The sequence below is a fragment of the Paenibacillus sp. FSL R10-2748 genome, assembly GCF_038005565.1.
In the GTDB taxonomy this organism is placed as follows: Bacteria; Bacillota; Bacilli; order Paenibacillales; family Paenibacillaceae; genus Paenibacillus; species Paenibacillus polymyxa_B.
The window spans coordinates 453,301-469,776 of the sequence record NZ_JBBOTK010000002.1 but is presented as its reverse complement, the minus strand read 5'-3'; the positions used below and the strand labels follow the sequence as shown (position 1 = coordinate 469,776).

Below are 16,476 nucleotides of genomic sequence, written 5' to 3'. Positions count from 1 at the left end.
TACTATTTTTGCCATGATATCTATAGCAAAAAGGTAGGGAGGACTCGCCAGTGTGGAAATGGATCAGTATCGCCATCATCGTCGTTATATTACTTGTGCTGGCTATTCTGCTCTCTCGTATTCGATTGAAGCTGGATATTGCCAAACATGACAATGATGATCGGGCGCATCTAGAGATCAGATTTCTATACGGGATGATTAAAATGAATTACGATATTCCGGCCATTCTCGTAACAGGTTTAAAAAAAGGGCTTCTCTATCGGCTTGACCGCAATAAAAACATACATAAAACGGATGCTTCCGTAGATAGCGGAAATATTGATACAGAAAAAATCAAGCAATTTATACATGATATCCGGGTTTTGCTCAAGGGAACGAAATCCTTACAGCGATGGTTGCGACATACCTTGGCGCATGTGACGTTGTCCAAAATGGAATGGTCTACCAATATAAGTCTTGCTGATGCGGCTTATACAGCTACCTCAACCGGTATTTTATGGGGATTGAAAACGACCTTGATCGGTTTTGCTACCAGCTTTGTACGTGTGGACTGTATCCCGAAGCTGTTTGTCGTGCCCTATTGGGTGGATCGCTTGCGTTTTACTACCACCTTGACCTGTGAAGCAAATATGTCGCTTGGTTATTTGATTTTCTCTATGCTCATGTTAGCTTACCGCATATGGCGCGTTCCGGGTGGACCGGAGGCGTGGAAACGGGTTTTTTCCAAAAAAACTGAGGATCCTCAAGCTACCAGTGAAAGTTAAACAGTGGAGTGAGGTGAGACTCAATCCTTTCTGAACTATCGAATGACATACATATTTCCTTGAACCCCTGCGCACAATAGCGAAAGAAAAGGCAGTCTACGCTTGAGATAAGCAGAGGAGGAATAAATCATGTCAGATCACCCGATTCAAGGGCTCATGCAAACCGCAATGGAAAACATCAAAGCCATGGTAGATGTGAATACGATTGTAGGAGACGCAGTGGAAACACCCGATGGTTCCGTTATTTTGCCAATCAGTAAGGTAGGATTTGGTTTCGCTGCCGGAGGAAGTGATTTTAACGTAGACGAAGAGGCACTTCATACTTCCTCGGCGTCGGGTAATCATAGCGGGAAGGAAGGGCATCCTTTTGGAGGCGGTAGCGGTGGTGGTGTATCTATTCATCCCATTGCTTTTCTGGTTGTTGGCAAACAGGGGGCACAAATCGTTCCATTGGACAATCAAACGCATCTGATTGAGAAGCTCATTGACTCCACGCCATACCTGATTGATAAGGTTCAGTCTATCTTCCAGAACGCAGGCGGCAACTTGCAGACTCCACCCCCACAGGTACCTGTAGATGTTGCTACGGATCACAGTAATTCTGGCCCGGCTTACTTGTAAAAGTTATTGAAATTAAAAGCGTTCTCTCAGGAAGGTATCCCAAAGCCGAGTATAGGCTAAGGAATACCTTCTTTTCTGCTTGTACTTGGCCCTATCCCCGAATATACTGCCTTCCCCCAATGACAGCATGTATATGGTGACTGTATTCCTGTTGATACAAAGTATGCAGCGAGATTTCATTTTTTCGATTTCCTTCGGCAGCAAACTGGGATAGGTAGATGAAGTCCGGATAGATCACTTCATCCGTCAAATAAGCAGATACCGTGGCTTCCGGTCGACGATGTTGATTCAGGGAATCGATAATACCCTTCGCCGGCAAGATGCCAATCCCATGTCCATAAAACAAGTCTTCCTTCAGCTTAACGACATTTTCTCCTTTCCATTCCAATGTTTCAGACGACACATCCGGATTGTTGAAATACAGAATATCGCCGGGAGCCGCTTTATGACTTCCTTGCTGCTGTATGAGTCTGAGGTCGCTGTCATAGTGCCAGTCATACAGCAGCATATCTGCAAAAATCCGATTAAACTCACTTTCCAAAATGGAATCCAGCACTCCTTTGTACAGCACAATAACCATAGCTGTTGCACATTCAAAAGCGTATTGATGTCCGTTTAAAAAGATATCTCTGATCCCCTGTGCCGGTGTGACACCTGCTTTGATCTGAAAGCCACCTTTTTCCGTTAAATCCCAAAATTGCTGGTTGCAACGTGCGGTAGAAAATGTGGCAAAGGATACACCACTACGGTGTAATGCTTCTGCGGACTCTACAATCCGTGATCTTAAAATCATTTCAAACTGTAGTCGCTGCATGTTATAACCCCTCGATCCATATTTAACGTTTAGTAACTAATATATATGTATTCAGGGAGGGATGTTGCTTAGTTTGTGTAGAAAGAAAGCGAAAAAGGAGCAGCTAATGGCTGTCCTGTAAAGGAATTTTCTGTTATAAAGGTGGACATACTTTGAACAGCTTGGACATAGAATGGTACAAGACTTGCTCAAAACCGGAGGAATCCAAATGTTTAAAAAAAAGCAACACATCCACGCGGACCACAGCCATTTCTTGAATAAGGCACGCGCATTTGTTTTGCCGCTGGTACTTCTGCTTATTTTGTCATTGCCGCTTACGTTGCTAAGTCCGCAGCCCGTTCGGGGAGCGATAAAAACAGAAGCAGCGCCGCCCGCATTAGGAACCCATGCACAGGCTGCTTCTTTAATTGATGTCACATCAGGAAGAATCATTTATTCTACCGAGGGTGACCGGGAGCTACGTATTGCCAGCCTGACCAAAATTATGACAGCGATCGTGGCCATTGAACATGGACGCTTGCAGGACCGGGTGAAGGTGAGTCCAACGGCGTATGCCAAAGAAGGTTCCTCGCTTTTTCTGCAAATGGGTGAACAAATGTCGCTGGAAAATATGCTGTACGGCTTAATGCTCCGTTCTGGTAATGATGCCGCTTCTGCCATTGCTGAGCATGTGGGGGGGACAGAAGAGGGATTTGTCCATTTGATGAATGAAAAGGCGGTTCAGCTTGGGCTAAGCCATACACATTTTGCTAATCCGCACGGGCTGGATGCCGAGGGACATTATTCCTCAGCCAATGATATGGCCCGGCTTACTGCTTATGCGCTGCATAATCCAACTTTTGCCCGTATCGTAAAAACAGAACTGAAAAAAGCACCGAATCCCAACGATTCTTGGGACTACTCATGGCACAACAAGAACAAAATGCTGCGGCTGTATGAGGGAGCTGACGGGGTGAAAACAGGCTTTACCAAAAAAGCGTTTCGCTGTCTGGTCAGTTCGGCCACACGGGACGGTCGCCAGCTCGCTGCTGTTACCTTGAATGACGGGGACGATTGGAACGATCATGCCCGTATGCTTGATTACGGATTTCGATATTATCCGCTCATTCCGATTACGGACAAGCAGCAACCTATCGATGGTTACCCACTATTAACAGGTACAAGCTTTGCATATCCTTTACATGATAGTGAGAAGACCCAGTTGCACAAAAGACTAGTGTTGTATAAAAATTCCGCCTCTGTAGACAGAGCGGACATATCTTTTGGCTTACGAGGACGGGTCGAATTCCTATTGGATGGTGAACTTATTGGTTCCGTTCCTGTGTATGAAAAAGGGAGTAAGCTGCCTGCTCAAAGTACCGTACGGCCACAGCAGGAGGCTCCAACTGCACAAGATCCTGCGAACAATACTCAGCAACGAGGTTGGACGAGCAGATGGAACGAAATTCTTAAAAATTTGTTTGGAGCCTAGGGCAAGCAGGAAATAGAGCTGCACGTGTCACATCATTGGGTAAAGGAGGAATCAGCCATGATTCATCTCATATGGGTGGCTTTGATTTGTATTGGATTTGTATTTGCTGCCGCGCAGGGAAATATTGAGGTGGTGACGAAAGCGGCTTTTGACGGGGCAACTACGGGGGTTACAGTGTGCTTTGGACTGATAAGTGTGCTGGTGTTTTGGATGGGCATGATGAGGCTGGCTGAAGATGGCGGGCTCTTACAGAAAATATCCAAGCTACTTTCTCCTTTGGTTGCCTTTCTCTTCCCTGATGTTCCGCGTAATCATCCCGCTATGGGTTACATTTTGTCCAATATGAGCGCCAATCTGCTGGGTCTGGGGAATGCAGCTACACCGATGGGAATCAAGGCGATGCAAGAGTTGCAGACGCTCAATCCAGATAAGCAAATCGCCACACCAGCCATGTGTACGCTGCTCGCCCTGAATACAGCCAGTATTACGCTTATTCCTACGACGTTGATCGCGATACGGCTTAATTTTCATTCCGCACATCCGGCAGAAATCGTTGGTACAACACTGGTAGCGACCGCAATAGCCACCTTTGCCGCAATTGCGGCGGACCGTTGGTACCGTAGTCGAGAATTGCGCCGACGTCCTCCAGCGATTCCGCCGTCCCAGACATCCTTGGCGCCACTCACCCCACCAGCACCAACATCTGCTGCCTCTTCAACAACGTCGTCCGTATCTTCACCTGCCGTTCCGCGAACGGGAATCACGGCTGCCAAGGGCAGGGACACCACTTGGAAAGGATGAGGGAGGCATGCTTTATTTTATTAACCTCGTATCAACTTGGGCTATCCCGGTTATTCTCGCTTTTATTCCTTTATATGCATATGCCAAAAAGGTACCTGTCTACGATTCTTTTGTGGATGGAGCTAAAGACGGCTTTTCTACCGCCATCAGCATTATTCCTCATCTTGTAGGTATGATGGTGGCGATTAGCATTTTTCGAGCATCCGGCGCTTTGGACTATTTGATCTCCTGGGTAACGCCATGGATTAAGCACTGGGGCGTACCCGGTGAGGTATTGCCTTTAGGCTTGCTTCGTCCATTGACGGGCACAGGTTCACTTGCGTTCACGACGGATCTAATTCGCACCTATGGCCCGGATTCCATGATCGGTCGGATCGCTTCAACGATTCAGGGCAGCACAGATACGACGCTGTATGTGCTAACTGTATATTTTGGTGCGGTAGGTATCCGCAATGGACGGTATGCTTTGAAGGTAGGACTATTTTCAGATGTGGTTGGTTTTGTGGCAGCCATTGCGATTTGCCTGCTTATATTTTAATTTCTGCATCGTTTTTTGAACGGGGGTTGTGATTTTGCTCATGGATGGGTATCATTAGCATGAGGTGAATTAGCGAACATGGAAAGATTGCAGAAAATATTGGCCCAAGCTGGTGTAGCTTCCAGACGTAAATGTGAGGAGCTTATTCAGGCGGGTAGCGTGGAAGTGAACGGGGTTATCGTAACTGAACTGGGAACGAAGGCAGACCCTGATCAAGATATGATTACGGTAAAGGGACGCCCGATCAAAACCGAGAAAAAAATCTATCTGATGATGAACAAACCTAAAGGAGTTATTACGAGTGCTTCCGATCCGGAAGGCCGTAAAATCGTGTCAGACTATCTGAAAGGCGTTAAGGAACGCGTATATCCGGTAGGACGTCTCGATTACGACACCGAAGGGCTGCTGTTGCTTACCAATGATGGCGAGTTCGCCAATCTGCTCACCCATCCCAAGCATCATGTGCCCAAGACATATGTGGCAACAGTCAAAGGCGTTCCGCATGGTACTGAGCTGGACAAGCTGAAAAAAGGAATCGTGCTGGAAGATGGCATTACTGCACCAGCCGAGGTAGAATATAAAGATGTAGATCCGAATGGTAAGGAGTCTGTGATCCAGATTACCATTTATGAAGGCAGAAATCGCCAGGTAAGACGGATGTTTGAGGCCATTTCACACCCAGTCATCAGACTCAAGCGGATTGCCTTCGGAGATCTTTTACTACAAAACTTGAAGCGCGGTCTGACCAGACCCCTAACTAAGGACGAAATCAACCGTCTCATTCAACTTGCCAAATCAGACAACACGAAAAAGAAACGGACAGGACGGGGGTCATAACCCCGGCCTTTTTGGTGTAAAGAGACTGTTGGATGAGAGTAAAGTTTGACCAAGCACAGGAAAATAGTAAAATAGAGAGAATGCTTTTTTTAGCGAAGGGGCTGGGAATATGTCAGAACAAAGCAACCGCATATTAATTGTAGACGATGAAGAACGCATTCGCCGCCTTCTGCGGATGTATCTGGAAAAAGAAGGATATGTAATTGACGAAGCTGAGGATGGTGAGATTGCCCTCCAAAAAGCGACTGCAAGCGATTACAGCATTATTTTGCTCGATGTAATGCTTCCGGGGATGGATGGAATTGAGGTATGTACACGGCTGCGTCAGACCAAAGCTACACCTGTGATTATGCTGACTGCCAAAGGCGAGGAAGTGAACCGTGTACAAGGCTTTGAAGTCGGAGCCGATGATTATGTGGTTAAGCCCTTTAGCCCGCGAGAAGTCATTTACCGGGTGAAGGCGATTTTACGCCGTTCGTCGGAAACTGCCTTTTTAACGAAAGAGGCGGTACCAAGCAATAGTATTGTTTTTCCGAATCTTATCATTGAGCATGATGCGCACCGGGTAACTGCGGGTGGAATTGAAATCAGTCTCACGCCTAAAGAGTACGAGCTGTTGCATTATTTGGCGGTGTCACCAGATAAAGTCTTCTCGCGCGAAGAACTGCTGAAAGACGTTTGGAATTACGAATTTTTTGGTGATCTGCGCACTGTGGATACGCATGTGAAACGGCTTCGTGAAAAGCTGAATAAGGTATCGCCAGAGGCAGCGGCTATGATTACGACCGTGTGGGGCGTAGGTTATAAGCTGGAGGTTCCAAAATAACGTGAACTTCTGGAGATCGCTGGTAGGCAAGCTGTGGATCACCATCATTTGTCTTGTAGGCTCTGTGCTTATTTTTCTAGGGCTTTTTTTATTGCCGTACATCAACAGAAATTTTGCGGCGTATGAATCGACGGAAATCAAGCATTTGTTCACCTATACATGCATTGTCGGATTTTTATTGACGACCTTTTTTGCCCTATTCCTTTTTACTAAAATCACACAGCCTATGCAGCTGTTGATTCAGGCGGCGAATGCGATTCGTGAGGGAAGGTATGATACTCGGCTTTCGCTGGTGACCAGTGATGAAATTGGAGAACTGGCGAAAACTTTTAATCATATGTCTACGGAACTGGAAGCAACGATCCGCAGTCTGAATGAGGAAAAAAACCATTTATCCAGTGTACTGCGAAGCATGTCTGATGCAGTAATCACCTTCGACAGAAGCGGACAAATCATCTTGACGAATCCGCCGGCACAAAGTCTGTTGGATATCTGGAAAAAGCTGGAGTGGCAGGAGCGTGATCTGGAGGAGTTTGGAGCTTCTGTACCTGAGCCTTTGCAGTCTCTGTTCCATACCGTTATGGACAGGGGAGAGGATGTCGGAGACTATATCCATGTCAAGAAGGGCTCCTGGTCGGTGCAGATGGCGCCTCTGTATACGGATAATGCAATCCGCGGTGCAGTAGCTGTGCTTAGAGATATTACGGAAGAAGTGAAGCTTGAGAAGATGCGGAGTGATTTTGTGGCCAACGTCTCTCATGAAATCCGTACACCTTTATCTATGATGCAGGGCTACAGCGAGGCGTTGCTGGATGGTATGGCGGGTTCACCTGAAGAATCCGAGGAGCTGGTACAGGTCATCCATGATGAATCATTACGCATGGGAAGATTAGTCAAAGATCTGCTTGATCTGGCCCGAATGGAGGCTGGTCATACAGACATGCACCGACAGGAAGTGGATGTGAATGAGCTGATCGAGCGTGTTCATCGTAAATTTACGGTACGTTCGAAGGAACAGGGACTGACACTCGATTACCATGAGCAAGGCCAACGTTTGCTGCTGCCTGAGGCAGATGAAGACCGACTGGAGCAGGTATTGACCAATTTGCTGGATAATGCATTCAGACATACACCCGGCGGGAAAAAGGTTACTATTGCGGCGGATCGAATTTTGGGAGAACGGCATGAGTTAATCCGTATTCGGATTAAGGATGAAGGTGTAGGCATTGCCAGCGAGGATCTACCTTATATTTTCGACCGCTTCTACAAGGCAGATAAGGCCAGAGTACGTGGTGAGGATAAAGGGACTGGTTTGGGGCTTGCTATTGTCAAGAATATTGTAGAGGCTCACGGAGGCTCTGTCTCTGCTGCCAGCGCATTGGGGGAAGGGACGGAATTTACTATTTTGCTGCCGATCTCCAACAAAACAAAGCTGGGTCTGTAACAGGCTTATAAGCCCCAACTGATATACCCCGGTTTGCAGGCATCCTCGGAAGAGGGTGCTTTTTGTTGAAAAATCAACATTTATCTTGTTCAACGTGGAACATCCTGTTTCAAGATAATTGCTCTCATGATAGATAACGGTATAAGAAAAAGACGCCTGGGTAGCCAGGCGCCTCTCTTTATTATAAACCTTGGACTTCTCAATACTGTCTGGAACTAATCTAGCACTACTTCTTGGGCAGTATTTAGTTCTGGCAAACCAACGAGTTGAACCAGCACATCTTTAGGCACGGCTTTATCGACGGTCAAGATCATGATGGCTTCTCCGCCGACAATTTTACGCCCTACTTGCATGGAAGCGATATTGACGCCGTTCTCCCCAAGCAAGGTGCCGACACGACCGATAATGCCTGGTTTATCATTGTGGGAGATGAGCAGGAAATGAGCTTCCGGTGCCACATCTACTGGGAACTGGTTCAACCGAACAATACGTTCGCCATAGCCTGCCAGCAGGGTGCCAGATACACGTTGCTCTTCGCCGCTCTGGGTTTTGAGTGTAACGGTAATCAGGTTGGTAAATCCCTTGGTGGCGGGCGCCTGAGACACGACAAGATGGATGTCACGTGTTTTGGCCAGATGTACAGAGTTTACAATGTTCACATCGCTGCCCAGATGACGGCTAAGTACACCTTTCAAAATATAACGTGTCAGCGGCTGTGTATCCACAGAGGACAAATCACCAGCGTAATCTACCTGAATTTCACGTACAGCCTGATTCGTGATCTGAGCGGCAAAGCTGCCCAGCTTCTCTCCAAGCGAGAAATATGGCTGCAATTGCGTCATGACGTTGGATGGTACTGGAGGCATGTTGACCGCATTTTTAAAAGGCTCATCACGCAAAATATGCAGCACTTGCTCGGACACATCGATAGCTACATTCTCCTGAGCTTCGACAGTTGAGGCACCCAGATGTGGTGTGACGATAATTTTCGGATGACTCAGGAATGGGTGATCCTGTGCTGGCGGCTCTGATTCGAATACGTCAAAGGCTGCACCGGCAACGATACCTTCATCAATGGCTTCAACAAGAGCCATTTCATCGATAACTCCGCCCCGGGCACAGTTGATGATGCGCATTCCTTTTTTCATCACTTCAAACTGTGGACGAGCAATCATATGTTTCGTTTCTGGTGTTAATGGTGTGTGTACGGTCATAAAATCTGCGTTGCGGATAATTTCGTCCACGCTCGCCAGCTTAATGCCCAGCTTCTCAGCGCGTTCTTCCGTTAGAAATGGATCATAGCCGAGGATGCTCATGCCAAATGCTTTGGCACGTTTAGCCACCTCACTGCCGATACGTCCCATGCCGAGGACTCCAAGTGTTTTGTTACGCAGTTCGACACCGAGGAATGTTTTACGATCCCATGTACCGCCAATGGTTTTGGCATACGCCTGTGGAATATGACGTGCTAGAGCCATCATCATCGCAAAAGTGTGCTCACATGTCGTAATCGTGTTGCCGTCAGGAGCGTTAATAACGATAATCCCGCGCTGTGTTGCTGCTTCAAGGTCGATGTTGTCCACTCCGACCCCAGCTCGCCCTACAACCTTGAGGTTCTTACCTGACGTCATGATGCGTTCGGTTACCCGAGTCTGGCTTCGAACGAGTAACGCGTCATAGTCACCAATAATTTGAACCAATTCATCCTCGCTGAGACCTGTGTTCTTGTCCACTGTGACATCGTCTGCATCCATCAGTTGCTGGATGCCCAGGTCACTGATCGGATCGGATACTAACACTTTAAACATTTGGTTTCCTCCTCAAAGTTAACTTCTTTTATGGACAGGATGTACTTCAAACTGAAATACATTCCATAAAGAACATGAAAAAACTTGAAATGCTTCTAAAAGTACAGGAGAGCGGTGTGAAATACTAGTGTGATAACGCATTGACGCAGAAAAGGGATGGAATAGCATTATGCACCAAACTAACGACCAAAAGTCTTATGCGGAGACACTTTGCGGTTTTCGGGCATCAAAAAAACTCCCGAATCACATACTATCTCCATAGTAAGGGACGAGAGTTATCGTGGTACCACCCTAATTCGCAGCCATTTCGCAATGGACTGCCTTCAGCGGTCATAAAATGACCGAAAGGATAACGGTTTTCTGCCGATTGCATCTAATGCCGGGAAATATTCCCCAGACCTCGGTGCAATAACTCAGGAGCGCTGAAAGTAGTTACTTCGTCACCGGCTTCCACCCAAGCACCGGTTCTCTGAGGACGAAATCAATACCTTTTCTCCATCATTGTTGTTGTCGCTAATAATTTTTTCATAATGTATCATGGCTTACATGGGCATGTCAATAGGACATGCGACATGTGTGGATAGCCGGCTAGATATATAGCTACAGAATGCGGAAAATTAAGATTTAAGTCTTCTTGAATCCGTCCGACTTTTTGGCTATGATGCTAAAGAAGACTATGCAGAGGACTAACTAACTATGAAAAAGCTTAAAGTGAAATGGAAAAGAGCGCAAATTCATGAATTGAATGACCGCTTGCTGCTTTACAATTTGTATCTAACTCAGGGGCTGACCCTGCTGATTGGCGCAATCTGGATTATTTTTCAGAAAAGAAATGTGTTAGAACTATTTGCATTGCCGAACACTCTGCACGTTTTATGGTGGGGATTGGGCTTGGCCGCCGCTATGTTACTTGTGGATCTGTTGCTATCCCGGATTATGCCTGAGGATGCTATGGATGACGGTGGTATTAACCAAATGCTGTTTCAAAATCGTCCGGTTTGGCATATTATTTGTATAGCAGCTATCGTCTCCATCTGTGAGGAACTCTTGTTCAGAGGTGCGATTCAGTACAGCTTTGGTCCTTATTGGACAAGCATTTTGTTTGCGGTGATTCATATCCGATATTTACGGCATTGGATTCCCACTGGCTGGGTTTTTCTTAGCAGTTATGGATTGGGCTACATATATGTGCAGACCGGTAGTCTGTGGGCACCGATCATTTGTCATTTTGTGATTGACCTTATATCTGGTTTAGCGTTACGTTTTCGGAGGTATGAAGAATGAATCAGGAACTTAGCAGAGTGCAGACCTATGGTAGCCGTCGAAATGGTCGCAAAGGCAAGGAGGAGGACAGGTCAAAATCTAAACCAGTTCGCTCCCGTGCTTCACGGCCCGTGCCAGAATTGGCTCACGTTGCCGCTGCACCAGAAGTTGCTGTGACGATGGAGAATGACACTCCTGCCAGTGAGTATCGAACGCGGGCGGAAATGTTTCCTTCCCGCCGTATTCGGGTAAGTAAGTGGTTTTTAAATTTTTTGAGCACTCTTTTTGTGCTGATTACTGCAGCGTTACTGTGGTGGGGCATCAAGGGTGCACCACCCATCAGTGAAATGCTTTGGTAATATAAAGTTATTATGGACGTCTGTGCTTAGGTCAAGGCGCGTAATGATACGGTAAAGGCCTCCATCTCCGCATGAATAGCGGAGAATGGAGGCCTTTATTGCATCTTCTATAGTTAATCCGGAGTATACGCAAGTGTCTATTAGCTGGCAGGAACCTCAATGCCTTGCGGATCGACAAATTGGTAACCCTTTTGCTCAAGACGCGTCAATATACTGTCCAGCGCCTCAGCTGTCCATGGCAGTTCATGCATCAAAATATTGCTGCCTGGATGAAGTTGTTCTGTTACGTTTTTGAGGAGTGCCTCCGTTTTATTAGGCTGATTCTTTTTCATTGTCCAGTCCAGAGAACCGACGGACCATGTCATGTATAGGAGACCGTTTTCCTTAGCGACCTTGCGACCTACGTCTCCGCCTGCACCATGAGGGGGACGGAAGAATACTGGGGCTTGTCCTGTAATGTCCTTAACAGCTTTTTGTACTGTTTCAATCTGTTTTTTGACCTCGGGCTCAGATTTATTCTTCAGCACGATGTGATCCCAGCTATGGTTGCCGATGGGCTGCCCACGGTCATGGATAAGCTTGAGCAACTCAGGATGCTCTTTTACACGGTAACCGTTTACGAAGAAAATTGCTTTCGCTTTGTGTTTGTCCAGTACATCTATGATTTTGTTAATCATGGCTGCTTCCTTAGGACCATCATCAAAGGTCAGTAACACGACTTTTTTTTCGGTACCTTGTTGGTTAGGGATTACATTGTAGGCTTTATCCAAGTGATACATTTTGTTATTGGTAGTTGCAGATGTTGCAGATGTCGCAGCTCCTGTTTCGTTGCTTTCGCTGGTTTTATCATTTTGTGCATTGGTTTTACCCGCTGAGTTATGATCATCACTGCCTGCTTGCTTACTGCTGCTTTTTGGGGAAGAGACGTTGCTCTGATCTTTAGCGCTGTTACTTGAGTCAGACGCTGCCGAATCCTGCTGGTTGCTTGTTGCCGCAGATTCCGGCTTGGTTGCAGTGCAAGCACTAAGCAGCAGACATGCGGTGAACAAAATGGCTGCTGTTTTTGTACCCATTATTTCATCTCACCTTCCTGTATTTTATACCGTATGAGTTTGTCACTACTGACGAACACTATGCTTGATTCTACCACAAAGGGAGGTTCTAATTGTGAAAACATCTTCATTTTTCCTGGGAATCGTCTTGGGCGCTGTCGCAAGCTCTTTGATCTCCCGCAACCGCAACATGTTGGGCTTATCTATGGACATGGGTGGAAAAAAAGGCGGCAATTTAGTGCAGAAAGCCCGTACTAAAATGATGGACGCGGCATTCCCCGGAATGGGCGAGATAACGCTCAATAAAGAAGACACCCATAAGGATCAAGACCATCATTTACAAACAGATAAAACCGCTCATAACGCCCATACTGCCAAGAACAAAGAAGAGAATATGAAGTTGATTAAAGACTTCATCAGCACAAGTCCCGATGTTAAACGTGAGGTCGAGCAAATTTTGAAAGAAACTCATACAGCCGTACCGGGATTGTAACCCAGAAACCTTTATTCCGAATCATTTTGCGGCTTTTTTGTAAAAGCCGTTCAAATGATTCTTTTTTTTATCTTTTTATTGCGTGCATTTACGATTATAAAATGATAACATGATTACATAGAACCATTTTCATCACAGGCATCATAATTGCATCATAATCTGTTAATAACACTCGGCTGCCAGGAGGAGGGTCCAGTATGAAAATAGAAAGATTAAGTCAGGACAAGATACGGATTTTCCTTACCTTTGACGATTTGAGCGAACGCGGTATTCAAAAAGACGATATGTGGCAAGAAATTCCAAGAGTTCATGAGCTGTTTACCGAAATGATGGATCAGGCATACAGTGAACTGGGCTTCGACGCCACGGGACCGTTAGCTGTCGAAGTCTTTGCGCTTCCTGCTCAAGGAATGGTTGTTATCGTCACCCGGGGAAAATATGACCATCAACAGTATGGTTCGGGTCCCGATGAGGAGCTTCCAGAAGAAGTCTACGAAATGGAAGTCACGCTGGAGCATAGCGATTCCATCGTTTACGCGTTTAGCGATTTCGAAGTTCTCATAGAAGCGGCTCATATGCTTCGTAGCAACACTACGGAAGCAGGTAAGCTGTATCATTATAGAGGAAAATGGATTCTGCATTTGGAACCAGAAGAAGTAGAGGAGTCCAAGCTTGCGGCTTTAATCGCGGTTCTTGCTGAATTTGGAGAAGGCTCATCCGTTACACCAGCTATGTTGGAAGAGTACGGCAAGCTGGTCATTCCTGAACAGGCAGTTGCTGTCATCTGCACTCATTTTGACAGCCGTTCTTGATTCGTTCTATTGAAAGTGATATCGAAGTGAATTTGTCGGCTCTGCGCTGAAAGCAGGGCCGACTCATTTTTATGGAGGGATGATCGGTGCTTCTGTTTTCGGTTTTAGCGGCAGCCACAGCGCCGGGTCTCGCCTTATTGATGTATTTTTACTTGAAGGACAGGTATGATTCGGAGCCACTGCACATGGTTATTAAAGTGTTTTTGCTCGGCTTTTTGGTGGTTCTTCCTGTCATGATTTTTCAACGCGGGCTGCTGCTTTGGCTAGGGGATCACACGTTAATCCAGGTATTCGGCATTTCAGCCGGAGTGGAAGAGTTTTTTAAATGGTTTCTGTTGTATCACATCATCTATAATCATACCGAGTTCGACGAGCCTTATGATGGTATTTTGTATGCAGCCGCAGTCTCACTCGGATTTGCAACGGTTGAAAATCTGTTATATGCCTGGGCGGGGCATGCTTCGATTAGCATGATGCTGATGCGATCATTGCTACCGGTATCCGGTCATGCGATGTTTGGCGTAATGATGGGCTACTACATGGGGAAGGCCAAGTTTTCAAAGGGCTTGAGGAGCAAATACATGTTGTTGCTGTCATTGGTGCTTCCATGGTTCTGGCACGGAGTATACGATTTGATTTTGACGAAATTTTCGCATGACTGGATCTGGTTTATCATTCCACTGATGGCATTTCTATGGTATGGGGGAATGGCGAAGATTAGTCGAGCCAATAACCGTTCTCCTTTTCGCTTGTTAAAGCGGGAAGAAAAGGTTAATATGTAACGAAATGGGACACACTGATCTGACAAACCTGTTAGAGAAAGAGGTGTCTTTTTTTGCGCATAAAAGTAAGAATTCATTGTAAAAGATGCGGGGAACGCTTTGTGCTAAGAGGACGCATAGAGCAAGGACAGATTCAGACCGGCTTTAAACGCTGCATTTGCGATAACTGTGAGTTTATTGTTGAAGTCATGGAAAAGCATGCATAAGAGAGCTTTCTTCTTGTCACACTATCGGTAGTGTACTTGAAGAAAGGAGACTCCCAATATGTATAAGCGACTTAGTGCCGTATTGTTCCCGGTGGTTACCCTGATGATGATAGGAGCATTTGTGTGGGGTTATCAGCAAAGCCAGATGAGAAAAGAGGTGTCTCTTCAGGCAGATAACATGTCGATTAAAGCGGAAAATCAATACCAGCGTGCGTTTCACGATTTGTCGTTTCATATGGATCAGCTGCATTCTCAACTCGGTAACGCGGTTGCTGTCCATAACACTTCACACTCGATGCACCGCAAATGTTTGATGAACGTGTGGAGAATTGCAAGTGAGGCCCAAAATGAGGTTAATCAGTTGCCTCTCAATGTAATGCCTTTTAATCATGCCAAGGATTTGCTGTCACATCTATCTGCATTTTCGTATCAGACCGCTGTTCGTGATCTGGATCACGAGCCTTTAAATGAGAAAGAAATTTCGAACCTGAAAACGTTATATAACAATTCCAAAGAAATTTCGAAAAACATGCAGGAAGTGCAGCAAAAGGTCCTTAGCAAAAATTTGCGATGGATGGATGTAGATATGGCGGCAGGTTCTCAAACTGGGCCGAAGGACAATACCATTATTGATGGCTTTAAAACCGTGGACAAAAAGGTGGAAAACTACAAGGAGCTGGATTGGGGACCGTCTGTAGCCAGCATCTATGATAAACGCTCTGTGAAAAAATTGAGTCTCCCGGCAGTGAATGCAGAACAAATTAAACGAAATGCCGCTGAATTTACAGGAAAACCGGAAAGTCAGATTCGTGTGAACGAAAACGGTAAAGGAACGGAATGGGCATCTTATACAGCTACCCTGCTAAATAAGAAGCAACCCGTGGCCAGTATGGATTTCACGAAAAAAGGCGGCAAGCTTATTTCTTATCATGACATGAGGGCAGTAGGTCCTAAAAAAGCAACACGTAATGAAGCGATTCGCTATGCTAGTGAATACCTTGAACAAAAAGGTTACAAAGGAATGAAGCCAGTTGCATATGATGAAAGCGGGAATTTAGCTAACATTACATTTGCGAGCCAACAAGGGGACGTGATTATCTATCCAGAAAAAATCACAGTCAGATCAGGCCTTGATAACGGACAAGTGATCGGTTTTCAATCCAGTGATTATGTGTATGAGCATAGTCATCTCCGCCGCATTCCGCAAGCGAAATTGAATTTGAATGCAGCACGAGCAAAATTGAATCCTGAGTTTCGTGAAACTTACCACCGTAAAGCTTTAATTGAAAATGAACTTTCGAATGAAGTTCTGTGTTATGAATTTGGTGGTAAAATCAATGGTTCCGTTTACCGGATATACATTAACGCCAATACAGGGATGGAAGAAACGATTGAAGAGGTTAAAGATTCAGATGAACCTCAGGTTACTGCAAGTAATGCGTAGTTGATTACATGAAAATGAATCAATAGTCACTCTAAACCTCCTTCATGAAGGAGGTTTTTTGTGCTTTAGTCATAGCTCGAACAAATATAATGCTTAATATAGGCATAAAGTCGTGGTATTATATACCTTAATTAGAGCTTT

17 protein-coding genes and 1 other annotated feature are annotated in these 16,476 nt (G+C 45.7%); of the genes, 14 read left to right on the top strand and 3 right to left on the bottom strand.

What is annotated here, in order from left to right; all coding sequences use genetic code 11:
* The first annotated feature begins 50 nt into the window (after positions 1 to 50).
* Together NSS66_RS08715 and ytfJ are read left to right on the top strand one after the other, a co-directional pair.
* Entirely contained in the window at positions 51 to 764 is a 714-nt protein-coding gene (locus NSS66_RS08715; RefSeq protein WP_023989203.1) for a DUF2953 domain-containing protein, read from the top strand.
* Between the two features lie 129 nt (positions 765 to 893).
* Entirely contained in the window at positions 894 to 1,385 is a 492-nt protein-coding gene (ytfJ, locus tag NSS66_RS08710) for a GerW family sporulation protein (RefSeq protein ID WP_023989202.1), read from the top strand.
* A 91-nt stretch (positions 1,386 to 1,476) separates the two neighbouring features.
* On the opposite strand, the gene NSS66_RS08705 is transcribed toward ytfJ, so the two are convergent.
* Positions 1,477 to 2,199 carry a protein-glutamine gamma-glutamyltransferase gene (locus tag NSS66_RS08705; protein ID WP_053325680.1) on the bottom strand — a complete coding sequence of 241 codons (723 nt, stop codon included), beginning with the start codon at positions 2,197 to 2,199 and terminating at the stop codon, positions 1,477 to 1,479.
* Positions 2,200 to 2,407: 208 nt separating this feature from the next.
* Between NSS66_RS08705 and NSS66_RS08700 the strand changes: the two genes are divergently transcribed.
* From NSS66_RS08700 to NSS66_RS08675, 6 genes are all read left to right on the top strand, one after another.
* Positions 2,408 to 3,670: a D-alanyl-D-alanine carboxypeptidase family protein gene (locus NSS66_RS08700; RefSeq protein WP_340958777.1), complete on the top strand. Its 1,263-nt coding sequence runs from the start codon at positions 2,408 to 2,410 to the stop codon at positions 3,668 to 3,670.
* A 57-nt stretch (positions 3,671 to 3,727) separates the two neighbouring features.
* Positions 3,728 to 4,471, top strand: coding sequence for a nucleoside recognition domain-containing protein (locus NSS66_RS08695; protein ID WP_340958775.1), 744 nt, complete (start codon positions 3,728 to 3,730; stop codon positions 4,469 to 4,471).
* Positions 4,472 to 4,478: 7 nt separating this feature from the next.
* A complete protein-coding gene (locus NSS66_RS08690; RefSeq protein ID WP_023989198.1) occupies positions 4,479 to 5,009 on the top strand; it encodes a spore maturation protein in 531 nt (176 codons plus the stop codon).
* Positions 5,010 to 5,087: 78 nt separating this feature from the next.
* On the top strand, positions 5,088 to 5,846 hold the full coding sequence (locus tag NSS66_RS08685) for a pseudouridine synthase (RefSeq protein ID WP_013310759.1): 759 nt from the start codon (positions 5,088 to 5,090) through the stop codon (positions 5,844 to 5,846).
* 109 nt (positions 5,847 to 5,955) lie between these two features.
* The gene (locus tag NSS66_RS08680) at positions 5,956 to 6,672 is read left to right on the top strand and encodes a response regulator transcription factor (RefSeq protein WP_013310758.1); all 717 of its coding nucleotides are present in this window, start codon (positions 5,956 to 5,958) and stop codon (positions 6,670 to 6,672) included.
* A 1-nt stretch (position 6,673) separates the two neighbouring features.
* Entirely contained in the window at positions 6,674 to 8,116 is a 1,443-nt protein-coding gene (locus NSS66_RS08675; protein ID WP_023989196.1) for an ATP-binding protein, read from the top strand.
* Between the two features lie 215 nt (positions 8,117 to 8,331).
* On the opposite strand, the gene serA is transcribed toward NSS66_RS08675, so the two are convergent.
* Complete coding sequence (serA, locus tag NSS66_RS08670) at positions 8,332 to 9,924, bottom strand: phosphoglycerate dehydrogenase (protein ID WP_340958774.1); 1,593 nt, start codon at positions 9,922 to 9,924, stop codon at positions 8,332 to 8,334.
* Between the two features lie 261 nt (positions 9,925 to 10,185).
* Positions 10,186 to 10,435: a binding site (T-box leader), on the bottom strand.
* A 185-nt stretch (positions 10,436 to 10,620) separates the two neighbouring features.
* On the opposite strand from serA, the gene NSS66_RS08665 reads away from it, so the two are divergent.
* Both NSS66_RS08665 and NSS66_RS08660 read left to right on the top strand, forming a co-directional pair.
* On the top strand, positions 10,621 to 11,208 hold the full coding sequence (locus NSS66_RS08665; protein ID WP_025723057.1) for a type II CAAX endopeptidase family protein: 588 nt from the start codon (positions 10,621 to 10,623) through the stop codon (positions 11,206 to 11,208).
* Positions 11,205 to 11,546 (top strand): hypothetical protein, encoded by a 342-nt coding sequence (locus NSS66_RS08660; RefSeq protein ID WP_023989193.1) that lies wholly within the window; start codon positions 11,205 to 11,207, stop codon positions 11,544 to 11,546. The genes NSS66_RS08665 and NSS66_RS08660 overlap by 4 nt, the downstream gene beginning before the upstream one ends.
* A 140-nt stretch (positions 11,547 to 11,686) precedes the next feature.
* Here the strand turns inward: NSS66_RS08660 and NSS66_RS08655 are convergent, their stop codons facing one another.
* On the bottom strand, positions 11,687 to 12,619 hold the full coding sequence (locus tag NSS66_RS08655) for a polysaccharide deacetylase family protein (protein WP_053325677.1): 933 nt from the start codon (positions 12,617 to 12,619) through the stop codon (positions 11,687 to 11,689).
* Positions 12,620 to 12,713: 94 nt separating this feature from the next.
* Here NSS66_RS08655 and NSS66_RS08650 point away from each other — a divergent pair, with 94 nt between their 5' ends.
* The 4 genes from NSS66_RS08650 (at position 12,714) to ypeB (ending at position 16,335) form a co-directional block, all read left to right on the top strand.
* On the top strand, positions 12,714 to 13,091 hold the full coding sequence (locus NSS66_RS08650) for a hypothetical protein (RefSeq protein ID WP_023989191.1): 378 nt from the start codon (positions 12,714 to 12,716) through the stop codon (positions 13,089 to 13,091).
* A 197-nt stretch (positions 13,092 to 13,288) separates the two neighbouring features.
* Positions 13,289 to 13,903, top strand: a complete 615-nt coding sequence (locus NSS66_RS08645; protein WP_013310751.1) for a genetic competence negative regulator — start codon at positions 13,289 to 13,291, stop codon at positions 13,901 to 13,903.
* Positions 13,904 to 13,989: 86 nt separating this feature from the next.
* The gene (gene prsW, locus NSS66_RS08640) at positions 13,990 to 14,685 is read left to right on the top strand and encodes a glutamic-type intramembrane protease PrsW (protein WP_023989190.1); all 696 of its coding nucleotides are present in this window, start codon (positions 13,990 to 13,992) and stop codon (positions 14,683 to 14,685) included.
* A 264-nt stretch (positions 14,686 to 14,949) separates the two neighbouring features.
* Entirely contained in the window at positions 14,950 to 16,335 is a 1,386-nt protein-coding gene (ypeB, locus tag NSS66_RS08635) for a germination protein YpeB (RefSeq protein WP_023989189.1), read from the top strand.
* Positions 16,336 to 16,476: the final 141 nt, after the last annotated feature.